This window comes from Haloechinothrix halophila YIM 93223, assembly GCF_000504245.1.
GTDB classification, from domain to species: Bacteria; Actinomycetota; Actinomycetes; order Mycobacteriales; family Pseudonocardiaceae; genus Haloechinothrix_A; species Haloechinothrix_A halophila.
Genome location: NZ_KI632509.1, coordinates 1377841 through 1396638, shown reverse-complemented (window position 1 = coordinate 1396638; position 18798 = coordinate 1377841). Strand labels below are relative to the sequence as shown.

The window sequence follows — 18798 nt, the reverse complement described above, 5'->3', positions numbered from 1 at the left end:
CAAGCAAGTGCTAGGTTAGGTAGCAGGAGGTCGATGTGCCCGCAGTGAGCACCACCGAACCCGAGCCGCATATCGCCGTGGTGACCATGGCGGCACCGCCGGTCAACGCGCTCACCGTGCAGGGCTGGTACGACGTGGCGGCCGCGATCAGCAAGGCAGGCGCCGACCCCGGCTGCCACGTTGTTGTGCTGCGCGCCGAGGGCCGTGGCTTCAACGCGGGGGTCGATATCAAGGAGATCGAGGCCAGCGACGGCTACAGCGCGCTCATCGGCGCCAACCACGGCTGTGCCGCCGCGTTTTCCGCGGTCTACGACTGCGAGGTGCCGGTGATCGCCGCCGTGCACGGCTACTGCCTCGGCGGCGGCGTCGGACTGGTCGGCAACGCCGACGTCGTGGTGGCCAGCGACGACGCGACATTCGGCCTGCCCGAGGTCGACCGGGGTGCGCTCGGCGCGGCCACTCACCTCGCCAGGCTGGTACCGCCGCACCTGATGCGGGCGCTGTACTACACCGCGAGCACCATCACCGCGCAGCAGTTGCACCACCACGGTTCGGTGTACCGGGTCGTGCCGCGCGACGAGCTTGACGACGCGGCGCTGGCGGTGGCACGCGACATCGCGACCAAGGACACCAGGGTGATCCGCAAGGCCAAGCAGGCCTTGAATGGCATCGACCCGCAGGACGTGCATCGCAGCTATCGCTTCGAGCAGGGCTTCACCTTCGAACTCAACCTGGCCGGGGTCTCCGACTCCGCGCGCCAGGACTTCCTCGGCAACAGCACGGGAGCCTGAATGGACAAACGTATGACCGCCGACGAGGTGGCGGCCGAACTCCGCGACGGGATGACCATCGGGATCGGCGGCTGGGGCTCGCGGCGCAAGCCGATGGCGCTGATCCGCGCGATCCTGCGTACCGACGTCAAGGATCTGACCGTCGTCTCCTATGGCGGCCCCGACGTCGGACTGCTCGCCGCGGCGGGCAAGATCCGCAAGCTGGTGTTCGGGTTCGTCACGCTCGACTCGGTGCCGTTCGATCCGCACTTCGCGCGGGCACGGCAGTCCGGTGCCATCGATGTCACGGAGTACGACGAGGGCATGGTCGCGGCTGGACTATCGGCGGCGGTCAAGCGACTGCCGTTCCTGCCGATGCGCGCGGGACTCGGGTCCGATGTGGTCACGACCAATCCGGACTTACGCACCGTCACCTCGCCGTACGCTGACGGCGAGGAGCTCCTGGCCGTACCCGCGCTGCGACTGGATGTCGCACTGGTGCACCTGAACCGGGCGGATGCGCGTGGGAACGCGCAGTACCTCGGGCCAGACCCGTACTTCGACGACGATTTCGCGCTCGCGGCCGACCGGTGTTTCGTCTCCGCCGAGCGTGTTGTGGACACCGCGGACTTGTCGTCCGCGCCGGCGCAGTCGCTACTGCTCAACCGGGGCGCGGTGACCGGGGTGGTCGCAGCACCCCACGGCGCGCACTTCACCTCGGCCGCCCCCGACTACGGCCGCGACGAGGCGTTCCAACGGCACTACGTCGCCTGCGCCAAGGACCCGGAAGCGTGGCCGTCGTTTGTGGACCGTTTCTTGTCCGGTGACGAGACGACGTATCAGTCCGAAGTGACCCGATTTCAGGAGGCGGCGGCATGACGACTGCTCGCAGGTCCGAATCATCGGACAATGGTGACGACGTAACCCGCGCCGAGGTGGCGGTTGTGGCCTGCGCCGAGCTGTTCCGCGACGCTGGCGAGATCGTGGCCAGCCCGATGGGGCTCATCCCCTCGCTCGGCGCCAAACTGGCGCGGCTGACGTTCGCGCCGGGACTGCTGCTCTCTGACGGCGAGGCCTACCTGCTCGACGCCGACGGGCAGGTCGAGGGCTGGCAGCCATTCAAGAAGGTGCTCGACGTCGTCGTACCGCACGGCACGCGGCACGTCGTCATGGGCGCGAATCAGATCGACCGCTTCGGCAACCAGAACATCTCGGCCATTGGTGACCACGCCCGCCCTGACCGGCAGCTGCTCGGGGTCAGGGGCGCACCGGGCAACACCGTCAACCACCGCACCAGCTACTGGACCCCCAAGCACAGCAAGCGGGTGTTCGTCGACGCCGTGGACGTGGTGTCCGGTGTCGGTTACGACAACGCGCACAAGGCAGGGCAGGCGGCGAGCCGGTTCCACGACGTGCACCGGGTGGTCACCAACCTGGCCGTACTGGACTTCGACACGCCGGATCGGTCGATGCGGCTGGTCTCGGTGCACCCCGGCGTGAGCGTCGACGAGGTACTGGAGCAGACGTCGTTCCCGCTCGACACCTCGCGGACGACCGAGACCCGGCTACCGGACGCCGAGGAGCTGCGGCTGATCCGGGAGGTCGTGGACCCGAAAACCACACGGGACAAGGAAGTGCCGTCATGAGGACTGCTCGCAGGTCCGAATCAGAGCCACCGACGACTGCTCGTGGGTCCGAATCAGAGCCACCGAGTGCGCCGCTACGCACCGCGCTGACCGATCTCGTCGGTATGCGGCACCCGGTGGTGCAGACCGGCATGGGATGGGTCGCCGGCCCCCGGCTGGTCACCGCGACCGCGCAGGCAGGCGGGCTCGGCATCCTGGCATCGGCGACGATGACCTACGACGAGTTGGCCGCCGCGATCCGCGAGGTACGCGCACGCACCGACGCGCCGTTCGGCGTGAACCTGCGCGCGGACGCCGAGGACGCGCAGCGGCGGGTGGACCTGCTGATCAACGAGGGTGTGCGGGTGGCGTCGTTCGCGCTCGCCCCGCGCAAGGAGATGATCGGCAAGCTCAAGGACAACGGCGTCGTGGTGATCCCCTCGGTCGGCGCGGCTCGGCACGCGGCGAAGGTCGCCGACTGGGGCGCGGACGCGGTGATCGTGCAGGGCGGCGAGGGCGGTGGGCACACCGGCGGTGTGGCGACCACCTTGCTGCTGCCCTCGGTGCTGGACGCCGTGAACATCCCGGTGATCGCGGCTGGCGGGTTCTTCGACGGCCGAGGGCTCGCCGCGGCACTCGCCTACGGTGCTTCCGGTGTCGGTATGGGCACGCGGTTCTTGTTGACCAAGGAAAGCACCGTGCCCGACGAGGTCAAGCGGGCATACCTGACGCGCGGGCTCGGCGACACCGTGGTCACCACCAAGGTGGACGGCATGCCGCACCGGGTGTTGCGCACCGAGCTGGTCGACGCGCTCGAGCGCTCCGGCCGGGTGCGCGGGCTAGCGCGCGCCGCTCGGAACACGCTGCGGTTCAGACGGCTCACCGGCGTGTCTTGGCATGGTCTGCTGCGAGAGGGCCTTGCCACGCGACGCTCCGGCGATCGCGACTGGTCGCAGCTGCTGATGGCGGCCAACACGCCAATGTTGCTGCGGGCGGGCCTTGTCGAGGGCAACACCGACGCGGGGGTGCTGGCGTCCGGCCAGGTCGTCGGCATGCTGGACGACCTGCCATCCGTCGCGGAGCTGATCGAGTCCGTGGTGAGCGAGGCGGAGAAACGGATCGCGGCATTGCCGTAGCGCGTTCAACTCACCTCGCGATCTTGATGCTGTTTGGCTATACGTATCGCCAAACAGCATCAAGATCCACCAGTTCAGACCGGCTGCGGCGTCGTCACCACCGGAGACTGTCAGTGCCGCGCCGTAGGCTGCGCGCCATGACGGCTGATGAACTGAAAGCGCTGTGCCTGAGCTTCTCCGGCGCGCGGGAGGAGTTCCCGTTCGACGAACGGCACTCGGTGTTCAAGGTGGGCGGCAAGCTCTTCGCGATCAGCGCACTGGACGGCGACCCGCTCAGCGTCAGTCTGAAGTGCGACCCGCCGTTAGCCGAGCAACTGCGTGCGACCTATCCGGCGATCACACCCGGATACCACCTGAACAAACGACACTGGAACACCGTCGTGCTGGACGGCACCGTGCCGGAACAGCTAGTTCGCGACATGATCGAAGACTCCTACGACCTGGTGGTCGCCTCACTGCCGAAGGCCAAGCGGCCCGCGGCGGACGCGTCGTGAGACGACCGGACACATCGCGGGCCACACAGGACCGCTGACCCGTCGGTGTCAGAACGGTGGGTCCGCTCCTGGCGGGTGGATAATCCGTTCTCGCGTGCTCTCGTCACGTGTGGTGTCAGGTCGTTCGACGATGGGCCTGCGGGCTTTGGTGTACGTGCGGCCCGTCGGGCTCGTGATGGTGGCGACGCCGGTGTCCGGGTCGAACTCCAGCCGCCGCATAGCCCTCAAGCTCACCGTCGGCCATCGCGGACAGCAACCGCGGAAACCGCCGCACCAGCGCCGTGCCCCGTTCCAACCGGGTCTCTGCCTGACGACGCGTGACCCGCAACTCCAACGCGACCTCATCGGGCAGGTACCGCGACTCCCGCCACACCGGCCTGCCCGTGTCGGGATCGACCTCACCGGTAGGTTCGCTGCGCAACATGGCCAACCGAGACAGGGTGTGCGCCTCGATGGCATCCGCCCGCGCCCGCATCCGCCGCACGGCCGCCAGCGTGTCGACCAACTCACCGCAATCGGTCAGCCGCGCGATCTCAGCTCCCGAACGCGCCGTGCACACGAAGTCGCGCGAGGCCGGCTCCGACATCTGCCGCTCACCAGCCACTCCGGCGGGAAGCATCAAGACCCCCGCCGCGCTGCCGACCTGCACGAACTCCGCCATGCTTCCATTGTTATCGAATCTATGTTCGATGACAATGCCACGAACGTGTCAACCGCGAGCCAGCGCCAGCTCGTCGCTCAGCCACGTCGAGAAACCCTCGGGAACGCTGCCTCTCAGAGCCGTTCGATGATCGTCACGTTCGCCGTGCCGCCGCCCTCGCACATGGTCTGCAGCGCGTACCGGCCGCCACGGCGTTCCAGTTCGTGCAGCATCGTGGTGAACAGCTTCGCTCCGGTCGCGCCGATCGGGTGGCCGAGCGCGATCCCGCCGCCGTTGACGTTCACGCGGTCCCGGTCGGCGCCCGTTTCGTCCAGCCAGGCGAGCACCACACTGGCGAAGGCCTCGTTCACCTCGAACAGGTCGATGTCGCCGATGCCGAGACCGGTCCTGCGGAGCGCGTGCTGGGTCGCGGGGATCGGCCCGGTCAGCATCCACACCGGATCGGCCGCCCGCACCGACAGGTGGTGTACCCGCGCGCGCGGGCGCAGCCCGTGTTCAGCCACGAACGACTCCGAGGCGAGCAGCACCGCGCTCGCGCCGTCGCAGATCTGGCTGGACACCGCCGCCGTGATCCGCGAATCCTCGGCAAGCGGCTCCAGCGACGCCATCCGTTCCAGGGACGTCGACCTGCGGGGACATTCGTCCACGGTGCAGCCGCCCAGCGGGGCTAGCTCGGCGTTGAACCGTCCCGCGTCGATCGCGGCGATAGCGCGCTCGTGGCTGGACAACGCGTAGGCTTCCATCGCCTCGCGCGTCAGGTCCCAGTGCCTGGCGATCATGTCGGCGCTGCGGAACTGCGACACCTCGACGTCGCCGTAACGCTTGTGCCAACCGGCCGAGCCGGAGAACGGGTCGTCGAAGCCGTACTCCCTGCCCGCCAGCATCGCCGCGCTGATCGGGATCTGGCTCATGTTCTGCAAGCCGGACGCGACGACAAGATCGGACGTTCCGGACATCACCGCCTGCGCGGCGAAGTGGATCGCCTGCTGGCTGGATCCGCACTGCCGGTCCACCGTCACACCGGGCACATGCTCCGGCAGCCCTGCCGCGAGCCACGCCGACCGCGCGATGTTGCCCGCCTGGCCGCCGATGGTGTCGACGCAGCCCATGATCACGTCGTCCACCAGCGCCGGATCGACGTCCGCCCGGTCCAGCAACGCGGTGAGCACATACCCGCCCAGGTCGGCGGGGTGCACCTCGCTCAGCCCGCCGCCACGCTTGCCGACCGGTGTCCTGACCGCGTCGATCACGAACGCTTCAGCCAATGCTCCGCTCCTTGCTGTGTCGCTACTGTGTCGGTTTCGCGGAGATCCCGTCGAGCAGGATCCGCAGGTACTGCTCCGCGACGTCTTCCGCGGTCAGTGAGCCGCCCGGGCTGTACCAGCGGACGGCGACCCACACCGTGTCCCTGATGAACCGGTAGGCGACCTCGATGTCCAAGTCGGCTCGGAAGTCACCAGCGCGCACGCCATCGGCCAGAATGGACGTCCACAGTTCGTGGAACTCCACATTGCGCTCCTCCAAATAGGAAAAGCGCGGGAACTGCGCGAGATACTGCGCTTCGTTCTGGTAGATCGCCACTTCGTCGTGATGCTTGTGGATCGACTCGAATGACGCGGTGATGACGGCGCGCAGTGTCTCTCGTGGACCGAGTTGCTTGGCAACGATCTCGCGGTACCGGCCGAACAACTCGTCCTGAAACCCGCGCAGCAACTCGTCGATCATCGACTCCTTGGAGTCGAAGTGGTGGTACAGGCTGCCGGAGAGGATGCCCGCCGCGTCGGCGATGTCACGCACCGTGGTCGCACGGAAGCCTCGCTCGGCGAACAATCGGCAGGCCAGGGCGAGCAGTTCGGCTCGCCTGCCGGACGAGGGTTGCTTGGCGCTCTTGGCTGGGCTCATCAGGTCCTCACGGATGTTGACTGCTGACCGAAATCACCTCGCCGGTCAGGTACGAGGCGTACTCGCTGGCGAGGAACACCATCACATTAGCGACCTCCCACGGCTGCGCCGCCCTGCCGAACACCTCGCGTTTCTCCAGCTCAGCGAGCAGTTCGTCGGTGGTGACCTTGGCCAAGAACGGATGCATCGCCAGACTCGGCGCGACCGCGTTCACCCGGATGCCGTGCTCGGCGACGTCGACAGCGGCGCATCGGGTCAGCGCCATCACGCCAGCCTTGGCCGCCGCGTAGTGCGACTGCTCGGCCTGCGCCCGCCAGCCGACTACCGAGGCGTTGTTGACGATCGCGCCGCCACCGCCCTGATCGATGAACCGCCGGAGCGCCGCTCGGGTGGCCCGGAACGTGCCGTTGAGGGTCACGTCGAGCACCCGGGACCACTCATCGTCCGTCATATCCACGATGGACTTCGTGCCACCGAGCCCGGCGTTGTTCACCAGGACGTCGATGCGTCCGAAGTGGTCCGCGGCACCATCCATGAGGGACTGCACGTGGTCTTCGCTGGTGACGTCGCAGGCGATGGCGTGCACCCGGTCCGCGTGATCGGCGGCGAGTTCGTCGGCCTTCTCCGCGAGACGCCGTTCGTGCCAGTCGCTGATCACGACGCGTGCGCCTTCTTCCAGGCTGCGTTGCGCGACGGCGGAGCCGATGCCGGTACCCGCGGCCGCCGTCACGACGACGACCTTGTCGGCGAGCAGGTCCTTACCCTTGGGGTACGGCGGGATGGGCGGGGTCGTGGTCATGTTCGATGAATCGGACCTGCGAGCAGTCGTCGGGTCTGATGATTCCGACCTGCGAGCAGTCGTCGGGTCTGATGATTCCGACCTGCGAGCAGTCGTCATGGCTTCACCTCTCGTGGCAGCCCGAGCACGCGCTCGGCGATGACATTGCGCTGGATCTCGTTGGAGCCGCCGTAGATCGTGTCGGCACGGCTGAACAGGTACAGCCGCTGCCAGTCGTCCAGCTCCGGCTCGGCGGTGAGCGATGCGGCGCCCCTGACCCGCATCGCCAGCTCGCCCAGGTCACGGTGCCAGTTCGCCCAGAGCAGCTTGCTCACCTCCGCGGTGCCGGTAGCGGTGTCGCCGAGGGTGCGCCTGGCGTGCGCGCGCAAGACGTCGAGCCCGACTCGTGCCCTGGCGAGTCCCTCCCTGATCGACGGATCGGCATCGGCGCCGCTGCGCCGCGCCTCGTCCGCGAGCGCGTCGAGTTCCCTGCGGAAGCCGATCTGCTGGCCGAGCGTGGCCACGCCGCGTTCGAACGCCAACGTGCCCAGCGCCACCCGCCAGCCATCGCCCGGCTCACCAACGACCAGGTCGGCGTCGGTGCGCGCGCCGTCGAAGAAGACTTCGTTGAACTCAGAGGTCCCGGTGAGCTGGGTGATCGGCCGGACCTCCACACCGGACTGCCGCATCGGGACGAGCAGATAGGACAGTCCATGGTGGCGTCGCGAGCCGGACTCGGTCCTGGCGAGCACGAAGCACCAGTCGGCGACGTGCGCCAACGACGTCCAGACCTTCTGGCCGGTGATGACCCAGTGGTCACCATCGCGGGTGGCGGTGGTAGCGACCGCGGCCAGGTCGGAGCCCGCTCCTGGCTCGGAGTAGCCCTGGCACCACAACTCCTCGACGTCGCGGATGCGGGGCAGGAACCTGCGCTGCTGTTCCGGCGTGCCGAACGCGATCAGCGTGGGTCCGAGCAGTTCCTGACCAAGGTGGCTGACCCTGGCTGGCGCGTTGGCGCGGGCGTACTCCTCGTGAAAGATCACTTGCTGTGCCAGCGTGGCACCCATCCCGCCGTGCTCGACCGGCCAGCCGATGCAGTTCCATCCGGCGGCGGCGAGGTGGCGCTCCCACGCGACACGCTCGTCGAACGCCTCGTGCTCCCTGCCGGGACCGCCGCGCCCGCGCAGGTCAGCGAACTCGCCGGTCAGGTTGTCGGCGAGCCAGTCGCGGATGCGGGTGCGGAACTGTTCGTCAGGTTCCATCGGCCGCCTCTCTGGTCAAACCGGGGCATCACTGCGTAGGCTACTCTACCAAGCACTTGCTCGGTAGCCCGTGCGACGGTCGTATCGGGTCCGGGGTGCACCTGTCGACAGCTTGACCGGGAGGAGGTGGCGCGATGCCGGCATCAGGGACGATCCCCGCGGCACTGGCCGATGCGGTGCGCCGGTTCCCCGACACCGAAGCCGTCGTCGACGGCCAGGTGGACGGGGGTGTCCGACTCACCTACACCGAGCTGCACCAGCGGGTCCATGACTGCGCCCGGCTCTTCATCGCCGAAGGCGTCCGCGCTGGTGAGCGCGTGGCGATCTGGTCGCCCAACAGCTACCACTGGGTCGTCGCCGCGCTCGGCGCGCTGTCCGCTGGCGCGACACTGGTGCCGATCAACACCCGTTTCACCGGACACGAGGCACTCGACATCGTGCACCGCGCGCAGGCGAGCGCGCTGGTCATCGCGGGTCCGTTCCTCGGCACCGACCGGCTCGCCGAGCTGCGCAAGGCAGGAGACGCGCCGTCGCTGCGCTGCGTACTCCGGGTGCCGATCGAGGGCGAATCCGAGCCAGAGCCGGGGGTGATCGAGTGGCGCGACATCGCCGAGCGGGCGAGCGCGGTGACCGACGACGCCGTGGCCGACCGGACCGCGGACCTTGACGCCGACACGATCAGCGACATCCTGTTCACCTCGGGCACCACGGGCCGCAGCAAGGGCGCGATGAGCGCGCACACCCAGTCGCTCGGCGTCGCTGCCACCTGGGCCGACATCGGCGGGCTCCGCCACGGCGACCGGTACCTCGTGATCAACCCGTTCTTCCACAGTTTCGGGTACAAGGCGGGCATCCTGGCCGCCATTCAGCGCGGCGCGACGATCGTGCCGCAGGCCGCGTTCGACGTCGAAGCGGCCTTCCGGCTGATCGAGACCGAGCGGATCACCGTGCTGCCCGGCGCGCCGACGATCTACCAGGTGATGCTCGACCACTCGCGCCGCGGGGAGTTCGACCTGTCCAGCCTCCGGCTCGCGGTCACGGGAGCCGCGACGGTCCCGGTGGTGCTGGTGGAGCGGATGCGGTCCGAGCTGGACTTCGACACCGTGCTCACCGCGTACGGACTGACTGAGGCCGTGGTCGCCACCATGTGCCGCGCCGAGGACGACCCGGAGACGGTTGCCACCACGTGCGGCAGGCCGGTCCCTGACATGGAGCTGCGCACGGTCGCCGATGACGGCACCGACGTCGCGCCAGGTGAGCCCGGCGAAGTGCTACTGCGCGGGCCGAACGTGATGCGGGGCTATTTGGACGACCCAGCGGCGACGGCGGAGGCGATCGACGCGGACGGCTGGCTGCACACCGGCGACGTCGGCGTCGTCAACGAGCGCGGCTACCTCACCATCACCGACCGGATCAAGGACATGTACGTCTCCGGCGGCTTCAACGTCTACCCGGCGGAGGTCGAGCAGGCGCTGGCACGGCTGGACGGGGTCGCGGAGTCCGCGGTGATCGGCGTTGCCGATGAGCGGCTCGGCGAGGTCGGCAAGGCGTACGTGTTGCGGCGGGACGGTCACTCCGGACTATCCGAATCGGATGTCCTCGCACATTGCAAGGAACGACTCGCGAACTACAAGGTGCCGCGCGCGGTCGAGTTCGTCGACGAACTGCCCCGCAACGCCACCGGCAAGGTGCTCAAGTGGGTCCTGTGGGACCAGCAGCGGAAGGAGATGTCGTGACCGACGTAGTCCACTACGAACGGCGCGGACCGGTGGCCGTGGTGACCATGAACCGCCCCGACTACCGCAACGCGCAGAACTCCGCGATGACCTACGCGCTCGATGCCGCGTTCACCCGCGCCGTCGAGGACGACGAGGTGAAGGTCATCGTGCTCGCGGGCGCGGGCAAGCATTTCTCGGCGGGCCATGACATCGGCAGTCCCGGTAGGGACATGGACGCGCACTTCGACAACCGCGCGGTGTTGTGGTGGGATCACCTCGGCAAGCAGGGTGGCGACCAGCGTTTCGCCCGTGAGTCCGAAGTGTACTTAGGAATGTGCCGCCGCTGGCGGGAGATTCCCAAGCCGATGATCGCGAGCGTGCAGGGTGCCTGCATCGCGGGAGCCCTGATGCTGGCATGGGTGTGCGATCTGATCGTGGCCAGTGAAGACGCGTTCTTCGCCGATCCTGTCGTGCGCATGGGGATTCCTGGCGTCGAGTACTTCGCGCATCCCTGGATCCTCGGCCCGCGCGCGGCGAAGGAAGTGCTGTTCACTGGCGAGCGCTTCAGTGCGGCGCAGGCCAAGGAATGGGGCATGCTCAACCGGGTCGTTCCCCGCGACGAGCTGGAAACCGAAACCTTCACGCTGGCCAACACCATCGCGGAGATGCCGACGTTCGGGCTTGCCTTGACCAAGAAGGCCGTCAACCAGGCCGAAGACCAGATGGGCATGCGGACCGGAATGGACGCCGCGTTCGGGCTACACCACTTCGCCCACGCGCACAACGCCGAAGTGTCCAATGGCGACTCGCTTGGCGGCCAGGACGCGAAGTCGATGGCGAACGCCGCTCGGAAGGAATGAGCGTGGACCTCGAGCTTGATCAGCGCAGCAAGGATTTCCGCGCCGAGGTCAGAACGTGGCTGGCGGAGAACATGCCGGACAAGCCGCTGGAGTCGTTCGACACCGCTGCTGGCTTCGAACAGCACCGCGCGTGGGAGAAACGGCTGGCGGACGCTCGGTTGTCGGTAGTGTCCTGGCCGGAGGAGTTCGGCGGACGGGACGCCTCGCTGCTGGAGTGGGTGCTGTTCGAGGAGGAGTACTACGCGGCTGGCGCGCCAGCGCGCGTCAACCAGAACGGCATCTTCATGCTGGCGCCGACGCTGTTCGCGCACGGCACGCCGGAGCAGCAGCGCCGGATCCTGCCCGCGATGGCGCGTTCGGAGCAGGTGTGGGCACAGGCGTGGTCCGAACCGGATGCTGGGAGCGACATCGCGTCGCTGCGCAGCACCGCGACTCGCACGGACGGCGGGTGGCTGCTGTCAGGGCAGAAGACGTGGAGCTCGCGGGCTGCCTTCGCGGATGCCGCGTTCGGCCTGTTCCGCAGCGATCCGGACAGTGAGCGGCATCGTGGGCTCACGTACCTCATGTTCGACCTGCGCGCCACGGGCGTGCAGGTACGGCCGATCCCGCAGCTCGACGGCGAGACCGGGTTCGCCGAGATCTTCCTCGACAACGTGTTCGTGCCGGACGACGACGTGATCGGTGAGCCGGGCAACGGTTGGCGGGTCGCGATGACCACCGCGAACAACGAACGCGGGCTGTCGCTGCGTGCGCCGGGACGGTTCCTCGCCGCCGCCGACCGGCTGCTCGACTTGTGGGAACGCGAGGGCGATCCCGGCGATACGGCGCTGGCCTCGCGAGTCACCGACGCCTGGATCGGAGCTCGCGCCTACCAGCTCTACACGTTCGAGACGGTGACCCGGCTGGCCGAGGGTGGCGAACTGGGTCCAGAGTCCAGTGTGAACAAACTCTTCTGGTCCACATTGGACCTCGAACTGCACGAGACCGCGTTGGACATTCTCGGCCCTGTCGGCGAACTGCGTGGTGACTGGCTCGATGGCTGGCTGTTCTCCCTCGCGGGCCCGATCTATGGCGGCACGGATCAGATTCAACGCAACACGATCGCCGAGCGATTGCTCGGCCTGCCGAGGGGGCCGCGATGAGGTTCACGCTCGCACCGGAACAACGCGACTTCGCGTCGAGCATCGACGACCTGCTGAGCGCCGCCGACACGCCCACGGTCGTGCGCGCCTGGGGCAGCGGCGAGCACGAGCCTGGGTTGGCGTTGTGGCGGCGGCTCGCTGACCTGGGCGTAACCGGGCTAGCGGTGGCCGAGGAACACGGCGGACTCGGCGCGAGTGCGGTCGACCTCGCGGTCGCCGTGGAGATGCTCGGGCGTCACGCCGTGCCAGGACCGGTGACGGAGTCGATCGCCGCGCTGCCGGTGCTGCTGGCCGACAGTGGCGAGACCCGGTGGCTGCCGGGCCTGGCGTCCGGCGAGATGATCGGCACGCTGGCCTGGCAGCCCCATGTGCCCTACGCCGTGGACGCCGATGTGGCCGACATCCGGCTGTGCGTTGTCGATGACGCGTTGCACGAGTTCGCTCCAGCTGAGCCGACGTCCTCTGTGGACGCGGCCCGCCTGTTGTCCGCTGTGGAGATCGGCGCGGTTGTCTGTCCTGCTCGGACGGAGCGTGCGTGGGCATACGGCGTGCTTGCCTGCGCGGCGCAACTCCTCGGCGCGGGCAGACAGCTGCTTGAGATGAGCGTGGACTACGCCAAGCAGCGCAGCCAGTACGGCAACCAGATCGGCGGGTACCAGGCCATCAAGCACCTGCTCGCGGACGTGGTGACGCAACTCGAACTGGCCCGGCCGCTCCTCTACGGCGCGGCGGTCAGCCTCGACGCGGACGGCACGTCGACCGCACGCGACGTCTCGGCGGCGCGAGTGGCCTGCGCGGACGCGGCGTACCGCGCGGCACGGACCGCGCTGCAGGTGCATGGCGCCATCGGCTACACGGCCGAGCACGACATGGCACTGTGGCTGACCAAGGTGCGTGCGCTCCGGTCAGTGTGGGGCACCCAAGCGTGGCACCGTGAGCAGGTGCTCGGCGCGCTGCTGGACGAGCGGAGGGTGGCATGACGACCGCCGAGGAGCGCGCGGAGCTGGCACGGACCGTGCGCAGCGTGCTGGATCGCGAGTCGGGACCGGAAAGCGTGCGAGCGGCGATTGACGCGCCGCGCGGCTACGACGAGAAGCTGTGGTCGGTGTTGTGCGAGCAGGTGGGTGTCACCGCGCTCGCCATCCCGGAACGCTACGGCGGATTCGGCGCGGGTATCCGCGAACTCCAGGCGGTCGCCGAGGAACTGGCGCGCGGGGTGACACCATCGCCGCTGCTTGGTTCGACCCTTGCCACACAGGCGCTGCTGGTCTCCGGTGACGACGACGCGGGTGCGCGCCTGCTTCCGGAACTGGCCGCTGGCAGCCGGATCGGCGCGTTGGGCTGGGTGAACGCCTCCGGGCGCTGGGACCCCGAGCGGACGGCGTATACCGCGCGGCCACGCGGCGACGGGTATGTCGTCGACGGCACCGCACACTACGTGCTGGACGGCGACACCGCCGAGATCCTGCTTGTGCTCGCCGACTGCGCGGGCGAACTGGGGTTGTTCGAGGTCGCCCCAGCCTCGGCGCGCCGTGTGCACACCGTGTCGATGGACGGCACCCGGCGGTTCGCGACCGTCGCGCTCGACGCGGCCCCAGCGTGGCGGATCGGCGGCGACGTCCGGCAGGCGCTGGCGTCCGTGCGGGACACCGCGTGCGCCGTGCTCGCCGCGGAGCAGGTCGGCGCGGCCGCCGAAGCACTAGCTCTGACCGTAGCGTACAGCAAGGAACGTGTGCAGTTCGGTCGGCCTATCGGCTCGTTCCAGGCGCTCAAGCACCGCATGGCGGACATGCACATGCTGGTGGAGGCGGCACGGTCAGCGTGCTACGCGGCGGGCGATGCGCTCGACGCCGGATCGCCCGAGGCACCGGACGCCGCGCTGACGGCGAAGGTGTACTGCTCTGAGGCATTCGAAACCGTGGCCGCGGAGATGATCCAGCTCCACGGCGGCATCGCGATCACCTGGGAGCACGACGCCCACCTGTACTTCAAGCGGGCACACTCGTCGTCGCAGCTGTTCGGGATGCCACACGAACACCTCGCCCGCCGCTGACCGCACCACGTCGTGTCATGCACTCCCGACGCCGTGTCCGTCATTCGCGGCGCGTCTGACGGCCCAGCGCGGCGACCTCCCCTTCGCTCCCGAGCGCCGAGCGCCGAGCGGCAGCGGTGGCAGCCAGCGCACTGACGCAGCTCGTCAAGCAGGGTGACCTCAACAGGAACCGGACGGTGCCCGTCGAGATAACACCGGAGCAGGGCCCGCACGGTGCAACTCGCGCACAACAAGGTGGAACTCGCACGAAATAAGGTGCGACTCGCGGCCGATAGGGTGCGACTCGCGGCGCTTAGAGCCAGTCGTCGCCGCAGGGCCAGGTCAGGAACGCGTCGAGGCGTTCCCTGGCGGGCGTGAGCTGGGTGTGTTCCGGGGCGGTTGAGGTGTAGTTGCCCTGGTAGAACAGCAGCGGCCGGTCCGTGCCGGTGTCGCCCAGCGTGAGCACCCTGCCCACGACGATGTAGTGGTCCCCGGCGTCGTGCACCGCGTCGACGGCGCAATCGATCCAGGTCAGCGAGCCAGAGATCAGCGGCGCACCCGAGCCGGCAGGCGTCCAGTCCACCGAGGCGAACTTGTCCACCCCACGCGAGCCGAACACGTTGCTGACCTCGCGCTGGGAGTCACCGAGCACGTTCACCGCGAACGCGCCGGACGCCTCGATCACCGGCCACGCCCGCGAACCCTTGCCGGGGCAGAACAGCACCAGCGGCGGATCAAGCGAGAGTGCGGCGAACGACTGGCACGCGAAGCCGACCGGGCCGTCTGGGCCCATTCCGGTCACCACCGTGACGCCGGTGCAGAAGTGGCCCAGCGTCCGCCGGAACCGCGCGGGGTCGATCGCGACGTCCGCGGCGGCACCGGTGGCCACGTCGGTGACCTCGGCGGCAGCGCGCGCGCTCACCGCATCCCCACGCTGAAGTCGTGGCCCCACAGGCTGACGGCGGTGCTCTCCCGCGCGATCCAGGACTCGTCGTCCACCTGACGGCCTTCGCAGCCGAACTCGACGTCGAATCCGCCTGGCGTCTTCATGTAGAACGACAGCATCAGGTCGTTGACATGCCTGCCAAGGGTGGCCGACATCTTCACGTTCCTGCGCTGTGCCCGGTCGAGGCACAGCCCGACGTCGTCGGTGTTCTCCACCTCCACCATCAGATGCACGATCCCGCTCGGCGTCGGCATCGGCAGGAACGCAAGGCTGTGGTGCCGGGGGTTGCAGCCGAAGAACCGCAGCCACGCGGGCGGGTCGTCCTCGCCTCGGCCGACGGCCTGCGGCGGCAGCTTCATCGAGTCGCGTAGCCGGAACCCGAGGACGTCGCGGTAGAAGTGCAGCGCGGCATCGTCGTCGTGCGTGGACAGCACGACGTGGCCCAGCCCCTGCTCGCCGGTGACGAACCGGTGCCCGTACGGGCTGACGACACGGCGGTGCTGCAACGCGACGCCGTGGAACACCTCCTGGGTGTTGCCGGACGGGTCGGTGAAGGTGATCAGCTCGTCCACCTTGCGGTCGGACCGCTGCTCGGCGGTGCCTTCCTTGTACGGCACGCCCGCGGCGTCGAGCCGGTCACGGACCTCCTGCAGCTCGGCGGCGTTGGCGGTTTCCCAGCCGACCGCCGAGAGCCGATCGGACTCGCCAGGCACGATCACCAGACGGGCCGGGAAGTCGTCCATCCGCAGGTAAAGCGACTCCGGGTCGTCACCGGAGCCCTCGACCATGCCGAGCACCTTGAGGCCGTACTCGCGCCAGGCCGCCATATCGGTGGCCTCGATGCGCAGGTAGCCAAGCGACCGGATGCCCATTACGTACCACTCCCCGAAGCCGGATCGCTGAGGAAATCCATCGCGAGCCGGTTGAACTCGTCGAACTTCTCCACTTGCGCCCAGTGCCCGCAACGGCCGAACACATGCAGCTGCGCCCGAGGGATCTGCTTGAGCGCCACGAGCGCACCATCAAGCGGGTTGACCCGGTCCTCGCGGCCCCAGATCAGCAGCACCCGTTGCCGCAGCCGGTGTGCCTCGCGCCAGAGCATGCCCAGCTCGGCGTCAGGACCGGCGAACGACTTGCCCATCGCGCCCATGGCGGCCAACGACTCCGGCGTCGTCGCGGCGGCGTAGCGCTCCTCGATCAGCTCATCGGTGATCAACGACTGGTCGTAGACCATGCCGCGCAGGAACGTCGCCAGCGCCTCCTTGCTGGGCTGCGCGCCGAATCGCATCAGGTTCTGCACGCCCTGGGTCGGGTCGGGCGAGAAGACATTGACGCTCAGCCCGCCAGGGCCCATCAGCACGAGCCTGCCCGCCCGGTCCGGATGGTCCAGCGCGAACCGGACGGCGGCGCCGCCGCCGAGCGAGTTCCCGATCAGGTGCGCGCGCTCGATGCCGAGCGCGTCGAGCAGCCCGAGCAGCGCGTCGGCGCTGTGCCGGAAGTACTGCGGATGTTCGGTGGGCTTGCCGGAACGGCCGAAACCTGGCTGGTCGACGGCGATGACCCGGAACCGCTTGGCGAGCACACCGATGTTGCGGCTGAAGTTGCTCCACGCCGATGCGCCTGGCCCGCCGCCGTGCAGCAGGACTATCGTCTCGGAGTGCTCAGTGCCCGACTCGTGGTAATGCAACCGCAGGTCAGGCGCAGCTTCCGCGTAGTGGCCTTCGGGCGAACTCATACCATCGAATCCTTGACTTGCTGGCCGAACTCGGCGGTGCCGAACATCTGATACGCCCGCTCCGGGTCGTTGGCCGCGTGCACCCGGCCCGCGTGGGCATCGCGCCAGAACCGCTGGATCGGCGTGCCCGTCCGCAACGCCCTGCCGCCGGAGTTCTCGAACAGCCGGTCCACGGCCGCGATGGCGCGTTCGGTACCGCGCACCTGGTCACGGCGGACCTTGACCCGCAGCGGGAACGGGATCTTCTCGCCCGCGCAGGCATGCCGGTACTCCTCGGCGATGTTGGTGGTCAGCTGCAGCCATGCGGCGTCGATCTCGCTGGCAGCCTCGGCGATGCGCACCTTGGCGAACGGGTCCTCCTGCGACTTCTCGCCGGCGTAGGCGGCGCGAACCCTGGTGCGCTGGTGCTCGACGTGCGCGTCGTACGCGCCTTGGGCCATGCCGATGATCGGCGCGGTGATGGTGCTGGGGTGCACCGACCCGAACGGCAGCCGGTACAGCGGACCAGGGTTGACCTCCTGACCGGGCACCTGGCACTTGGACATCGGGATGAAGCTCAGCGCCCGGTGCTGCGGCACGAAGACGTCCTCGACGACGATGTCGTTGCTTCCGGTGCCACGCAGGCCAACGGTGTCCCACACGTCGTTGATCACGTAATCGGACTTCGGCAGCAGGTAGGTGCAGAAGTCGACCGGGCTGCCCTCGGCGTCGAACGCGGGACCGCCGAGCAGCACCCACGTCGAGTGATCGCAGCCGGAGGAGAAGCTCCACTTCCCGGAGAGCCGGTAGCCGCCGTCGACGACGGTGGCCTTGCCCATCGGCGCGTAGGACGACGAGATGCGCGTGTCGGGGTCATCACCCCACACCTCGTCCTGCGCGGCTGCGTCGAACAGCGCTACGTGCCACGGGTGCACGCCGAGGATGGAGGCGACCCACCCTGTCGAGCCACACGCGCTGCTGACCTGCTTGACGGCGGTGTAGAAGTCAACCGGGTCCGCCTCGATGCCGCCGTAGCGCTTCGGCTGGAGCAGCGCGAAGAAGCCAGTCTGTTGCAACGCCTTGATCGACTCATCCGGCACTCGCCGGAGGTCTTCGGCGTCCTGAGCCCGCTCGCGCAGGGCAGGAAGGAGTTCCTCAATCCCCGCGAGCACCTCGGCGGCACTGCTGCTTGTCGGTGTCGGCACGTCGCTGCCCCAATCGGTCTGATGGAAACGCTCACCCTAAGACTAGAACATGTTCTCGTTTTTGTCAGCACCTCCCCCTACGCGCCGCCACCGAGAAGGCGTGCGTGCCTGGTCGGCGAGCGGATAAACCCGCGGCCAGCCAGCGACAAGCCGCCGACATTAGAGCGAGAACGGATTCCCACGGCGAACCCGCCGGGAGCGTGGAGACCTGATTCAGCGGCGCCGCGGGCCGCCACGGCGCGGGCCGGATCGACCCGAGACAACACCCGGCGCCTCGCTCCCCGAGCGGCAGAGATAGAACCCGTTACTGGATCAGACGCCCCATAGCGCCGCAGCGGCACCCCGCGCGACGCGGCCCGCTGCCCGAGCGAGTCAGCACCGCCCACGCGGACGAACCGCGACACCCCAGAAGCAGCACAGGCCGCATCGGGCGCGGCACCCGCGCTCGCCACGCCGCGTCCGGCAACAGCCATATCGGCCACGTCACTGCCCATGACCACTCACTTTAGAACTGGAACACGTTCTCGTCTACGTGGCGGACACGACCCTGACC

The 18798-nt window shown here is 68.6% G+C and carries 19 protein-coding genes; 10 read left to right on the top strand and 9 right to left on the bottom strand.

What is annotated here, in order from left to right:
• Positions 1 to 35 precede the first annotated feature (35 nt).
• From AMYHA_RS06520 to AMYHA_RS06500, 5 genes are all read left to right on the top strand, one after another.
• On the top strand, positions 36 to 791 hold the full coding sequence (locus AMYHA_RS06520; RefSeq protein ID WP_084036885.1) for an enoyl-CoA hydratase family protein: 756 nt from the start codon (positions 36 to 38) through the stop codon (positions 789 to 791).
• Positions 792 to 1649: a CoA transferase subunit A gene (locus tag AMYHA_RS06515; RefSeq protein ID WP_034269005.1), complete on the top strand. Its 858-nt coding sequence runs from the start codon at positions 792 to 794 to the stop codon at positions 1647 to 1649.
• Positions 1646 to 2416 carry a CoA-transferase subunit beta gene (locus AMYHA_RS06510; RefSeq protein ID WP_051399603.1) on the top strand — a complete coding sequence of 257 codons (771 nt, stop codon included), beginning with the start codon at positions 1646 to 1648 and terminating at the stop codon, positions 2414 to 2416. Before AMYHA_RS06515 ends, AMYHA_RS06510 begins: the two co-directional genes overlap by 4 nt.
• Before the next feature lie 104 nt (positions 2417 to 2520).
• Entirely contained in the window at positions 2521 to 3531 is a 1011-nt protein-coding gene (locus AMYHA_RS06505; RefSeq protein ID WP_034269003.1) for an NAD(P)H-dependent flavin oxidoreductase, read from the top strand.
• 137 nt (positions 3532 to 3668) lie between these two features.
• Complete coding sequence (locus AMYHA_RS06500) at positions 3669 to 4025, top strand: MmcQ/YjbR family DNA-binding protein (protein ID WP_034269000.1); 357 nt, start codon at positions 3669 to 3671, stop codon at positions 4023 to 4025.
• Between the two features lie 115 nt (positions 4026 to 4140).
• Here the strand turns inward: AMYHA_RS06500 and AMYHA_RS06495 are convergent, their stop codons facing one another.
• The 5 genes from AMYHA_RS06495 to AMYHA_RS06475 form a co-directional block, all read right to left on the bottom strand.
• A complete protein-coding gene (locus tag AMYHA_RS06495; RefSeq protein ID WP_034268997.1) occupies positions 4141 to 4686 on the bottom strand; it encodes a hypothetical protein in 546 nt (181 codons plus the stop codon).
• Between the two features lie 113 nt (positions 4687 to 4799).
• On the bottom strand, positions 4800 to 5951 hold the full coding sequence (locus tag AMYHA_RS06490) for an acetyl-CoA C-acetyltransferase (RefSeq protein ID WP_034268995.1): 1152 nt from the start codon (positions 5949 to 5951) through the stop codon (positions 4800 to 4802).
• A 22-nt stretch (positions 5952 to 5973) separates the two neighbouring features.
• The gene (locus AMYHA_RS06485) at positions 5974 to 6588 is read right to left on the bottom strand and encodes a TetR/AcrR family transcriptional regulator (protein WP_034268993.1); all 615 of its coding nucleotides are present in this window, start codon (positions 6586 to 6588) and stop codon (positions 5974 to 5976) included.
• A 7-nt stretch (positions 6589 to 6595) separates the two neighbouring features.
• Positions 6596 to 7387, bottom strand: a complete 792-nt coding sequence (locus AMYHA_RS06480) for an SDR family oxidoreductase (protein WP_034268991.1) — start codon at positions 7385 to 7387, stop codon at positions 6596 to 6598.
• 95 nt (positions 7388 to 7482) lie between these two features.
• Positions 7483 to 8628: an acyl-CoA dehydrogenase family protein gene (locus AMYHA_RS06475; protein WP_034268988.1), complete on the bottom strand. Its 1146-nt coding sequence runs from the start codon at positions 8626 to 8628 to the stop codon at positions 7483 to 7485.
• Positions 8629 to 8762: 134 nt separating this feature from the next.
• Here AMYHA_RS06475 and AMYHA_RS06470 point away from each other — a divergent pair, with 134 nt between their 5' ends.
• Genes AMYHA_RS06470 through AMYHA_RS06450 form a run of 5 tightly spaced genes read left to right on the top strand, consistent with a single transcriptional unit; the run spans position 8763 to position 14401 of the window.
• Positions 8763 to 10364, top strand: coding sequence for a FadD3 family acyl-CoA ligase (locus tag AMYHA_RS06470; protein WP_034268985.1), 1602 nt, complete (start codon positions 8763 to 8765; stop codon positions 10362 to 10364).
• Positions 10361 to 11206 carry an enoyl-CoA hydratase gene (locus AMYHA_RS06465; protein ID WP_034268982.1) on the top strand — a complete coding sequence of 282 codons (846 nt, stop codon included), beginning with the start codon at positions 10361 to 10363 and terminating at the stop codon, positions 11204 to 11206. The genes AMYHA_RS06470 and AMYHA_RS06465 overlap by 4 nt, the downstream gene beginning before the upstream one ends.
• Positions 11207 to 11208: 2 nt before the next feature.
• A complete protein-coding gene (locus AMYHA_RS06460) occupies positions 11209 to 12348 on the top strand; it encodes an acyl-CoA dehydrogenase family protein (protein WP_034268978.1) in 1140 nt (379 codons plus the stop codon).
• A complete protein-coding gene (locus tag AMYHA_RS06455; protein ID WP_034268975.1) occupies positions 12345 to 13328 on the top strand; it encodes an acyl-CoA dehydrogenase family protein in 984 nt (327 codons plus the stop codon). Before AMYHA_RS06460 ends, AMYHA_RS06455 begins: the two co-directional genes overlap by 4 nt.
• Positions 13325 to 14401 (top strand): acyl-CoA dehydrogenase family protein, encoded by a 1077-nt coding sequence (locus tag AMYHA_RS06450; protein WP_034268972.1) that lies wholly within the window; start codon positions 13325 to 13327, stop codon positions 14399 to 14401. Before AMYHA_RS06455 ends, AMYHA_RS06450 begins: the two co-directional genes overlap by 4 nt.
• Positions 14402 to 14693: 292 nt before the next feature.
• On the opposite strand, the gene hsaB is transcribed toward AMYHA_RS06450, so the two are convergent.
• Genes hsaB through hsaA form a run of 4 tightly spaced genes read right to left on the bottom strand, consistent with a single transcriptional unit; the run spans position 14694 to position 18245 of the window.
• Positions 14694 to 15269, bottom strand: a complete 576-nt coding sequence (hsaB, locus tag AMYHA_RS06445; protein WP_034276126.1) for a 3-hydroxy-9,10-secoandrosta-1,3,5(10)-triene-9,17-dione monooxygenase reductase subunit — start codon at positions 15267 to 15269, stop codon at positions 14694 to 14696.
• Between the two features lie 29 nt (positions 15270 to 15298).
• Positions 15299 to 16198, bottom strand: coding sequence for an iron-dependent extradiol dioxygenase HsaC (gene hsaC / locus AMYHA_RS06440; RefSeq protein ID WP_034268969.1), 900 nt, complete (start codon positions 16196 to 16198; stop codon positions 15299 to 15301).
• Positions 16198 to 17061: a 4,5:9,10-diseco-3-hydroxy-5,9,17-trioxoandrosta-1(10),2-diene-4-oate hydrolase gene (gene hsaD / locus AMYHA_RS06435; protein ID WP_034268966.1), complete on the bottom strand. Its 864-nt coding sequence runs from the start codon at positions 17059 to 17061 to the stop codon at positions 16198 to 16200. Before hsaD ends, hsaC begins: the two co-directional genes overlap by 1 nt.
• Positions 17058 to 18245, bottom strand: a complete 1188-nt coding sequence (gene hsaA / locus AMYHA_RS06430) for a 3-hydroxy-9,10-secoandrosta-1,3,5(10)-triene-9,17-dione monooxygenase oxygenase subunit (protein WP_034268962.1) — start codon at positions 18243 to 18245, stop codon at positions 17058 to 17060. The genes hsaD and hsaA overlap by 4 nt, the downstream gene beginning before the upstream one ends.
• Between the last annotated feature and the right edge of the window lie 553 nt (positions 18246 to 18798).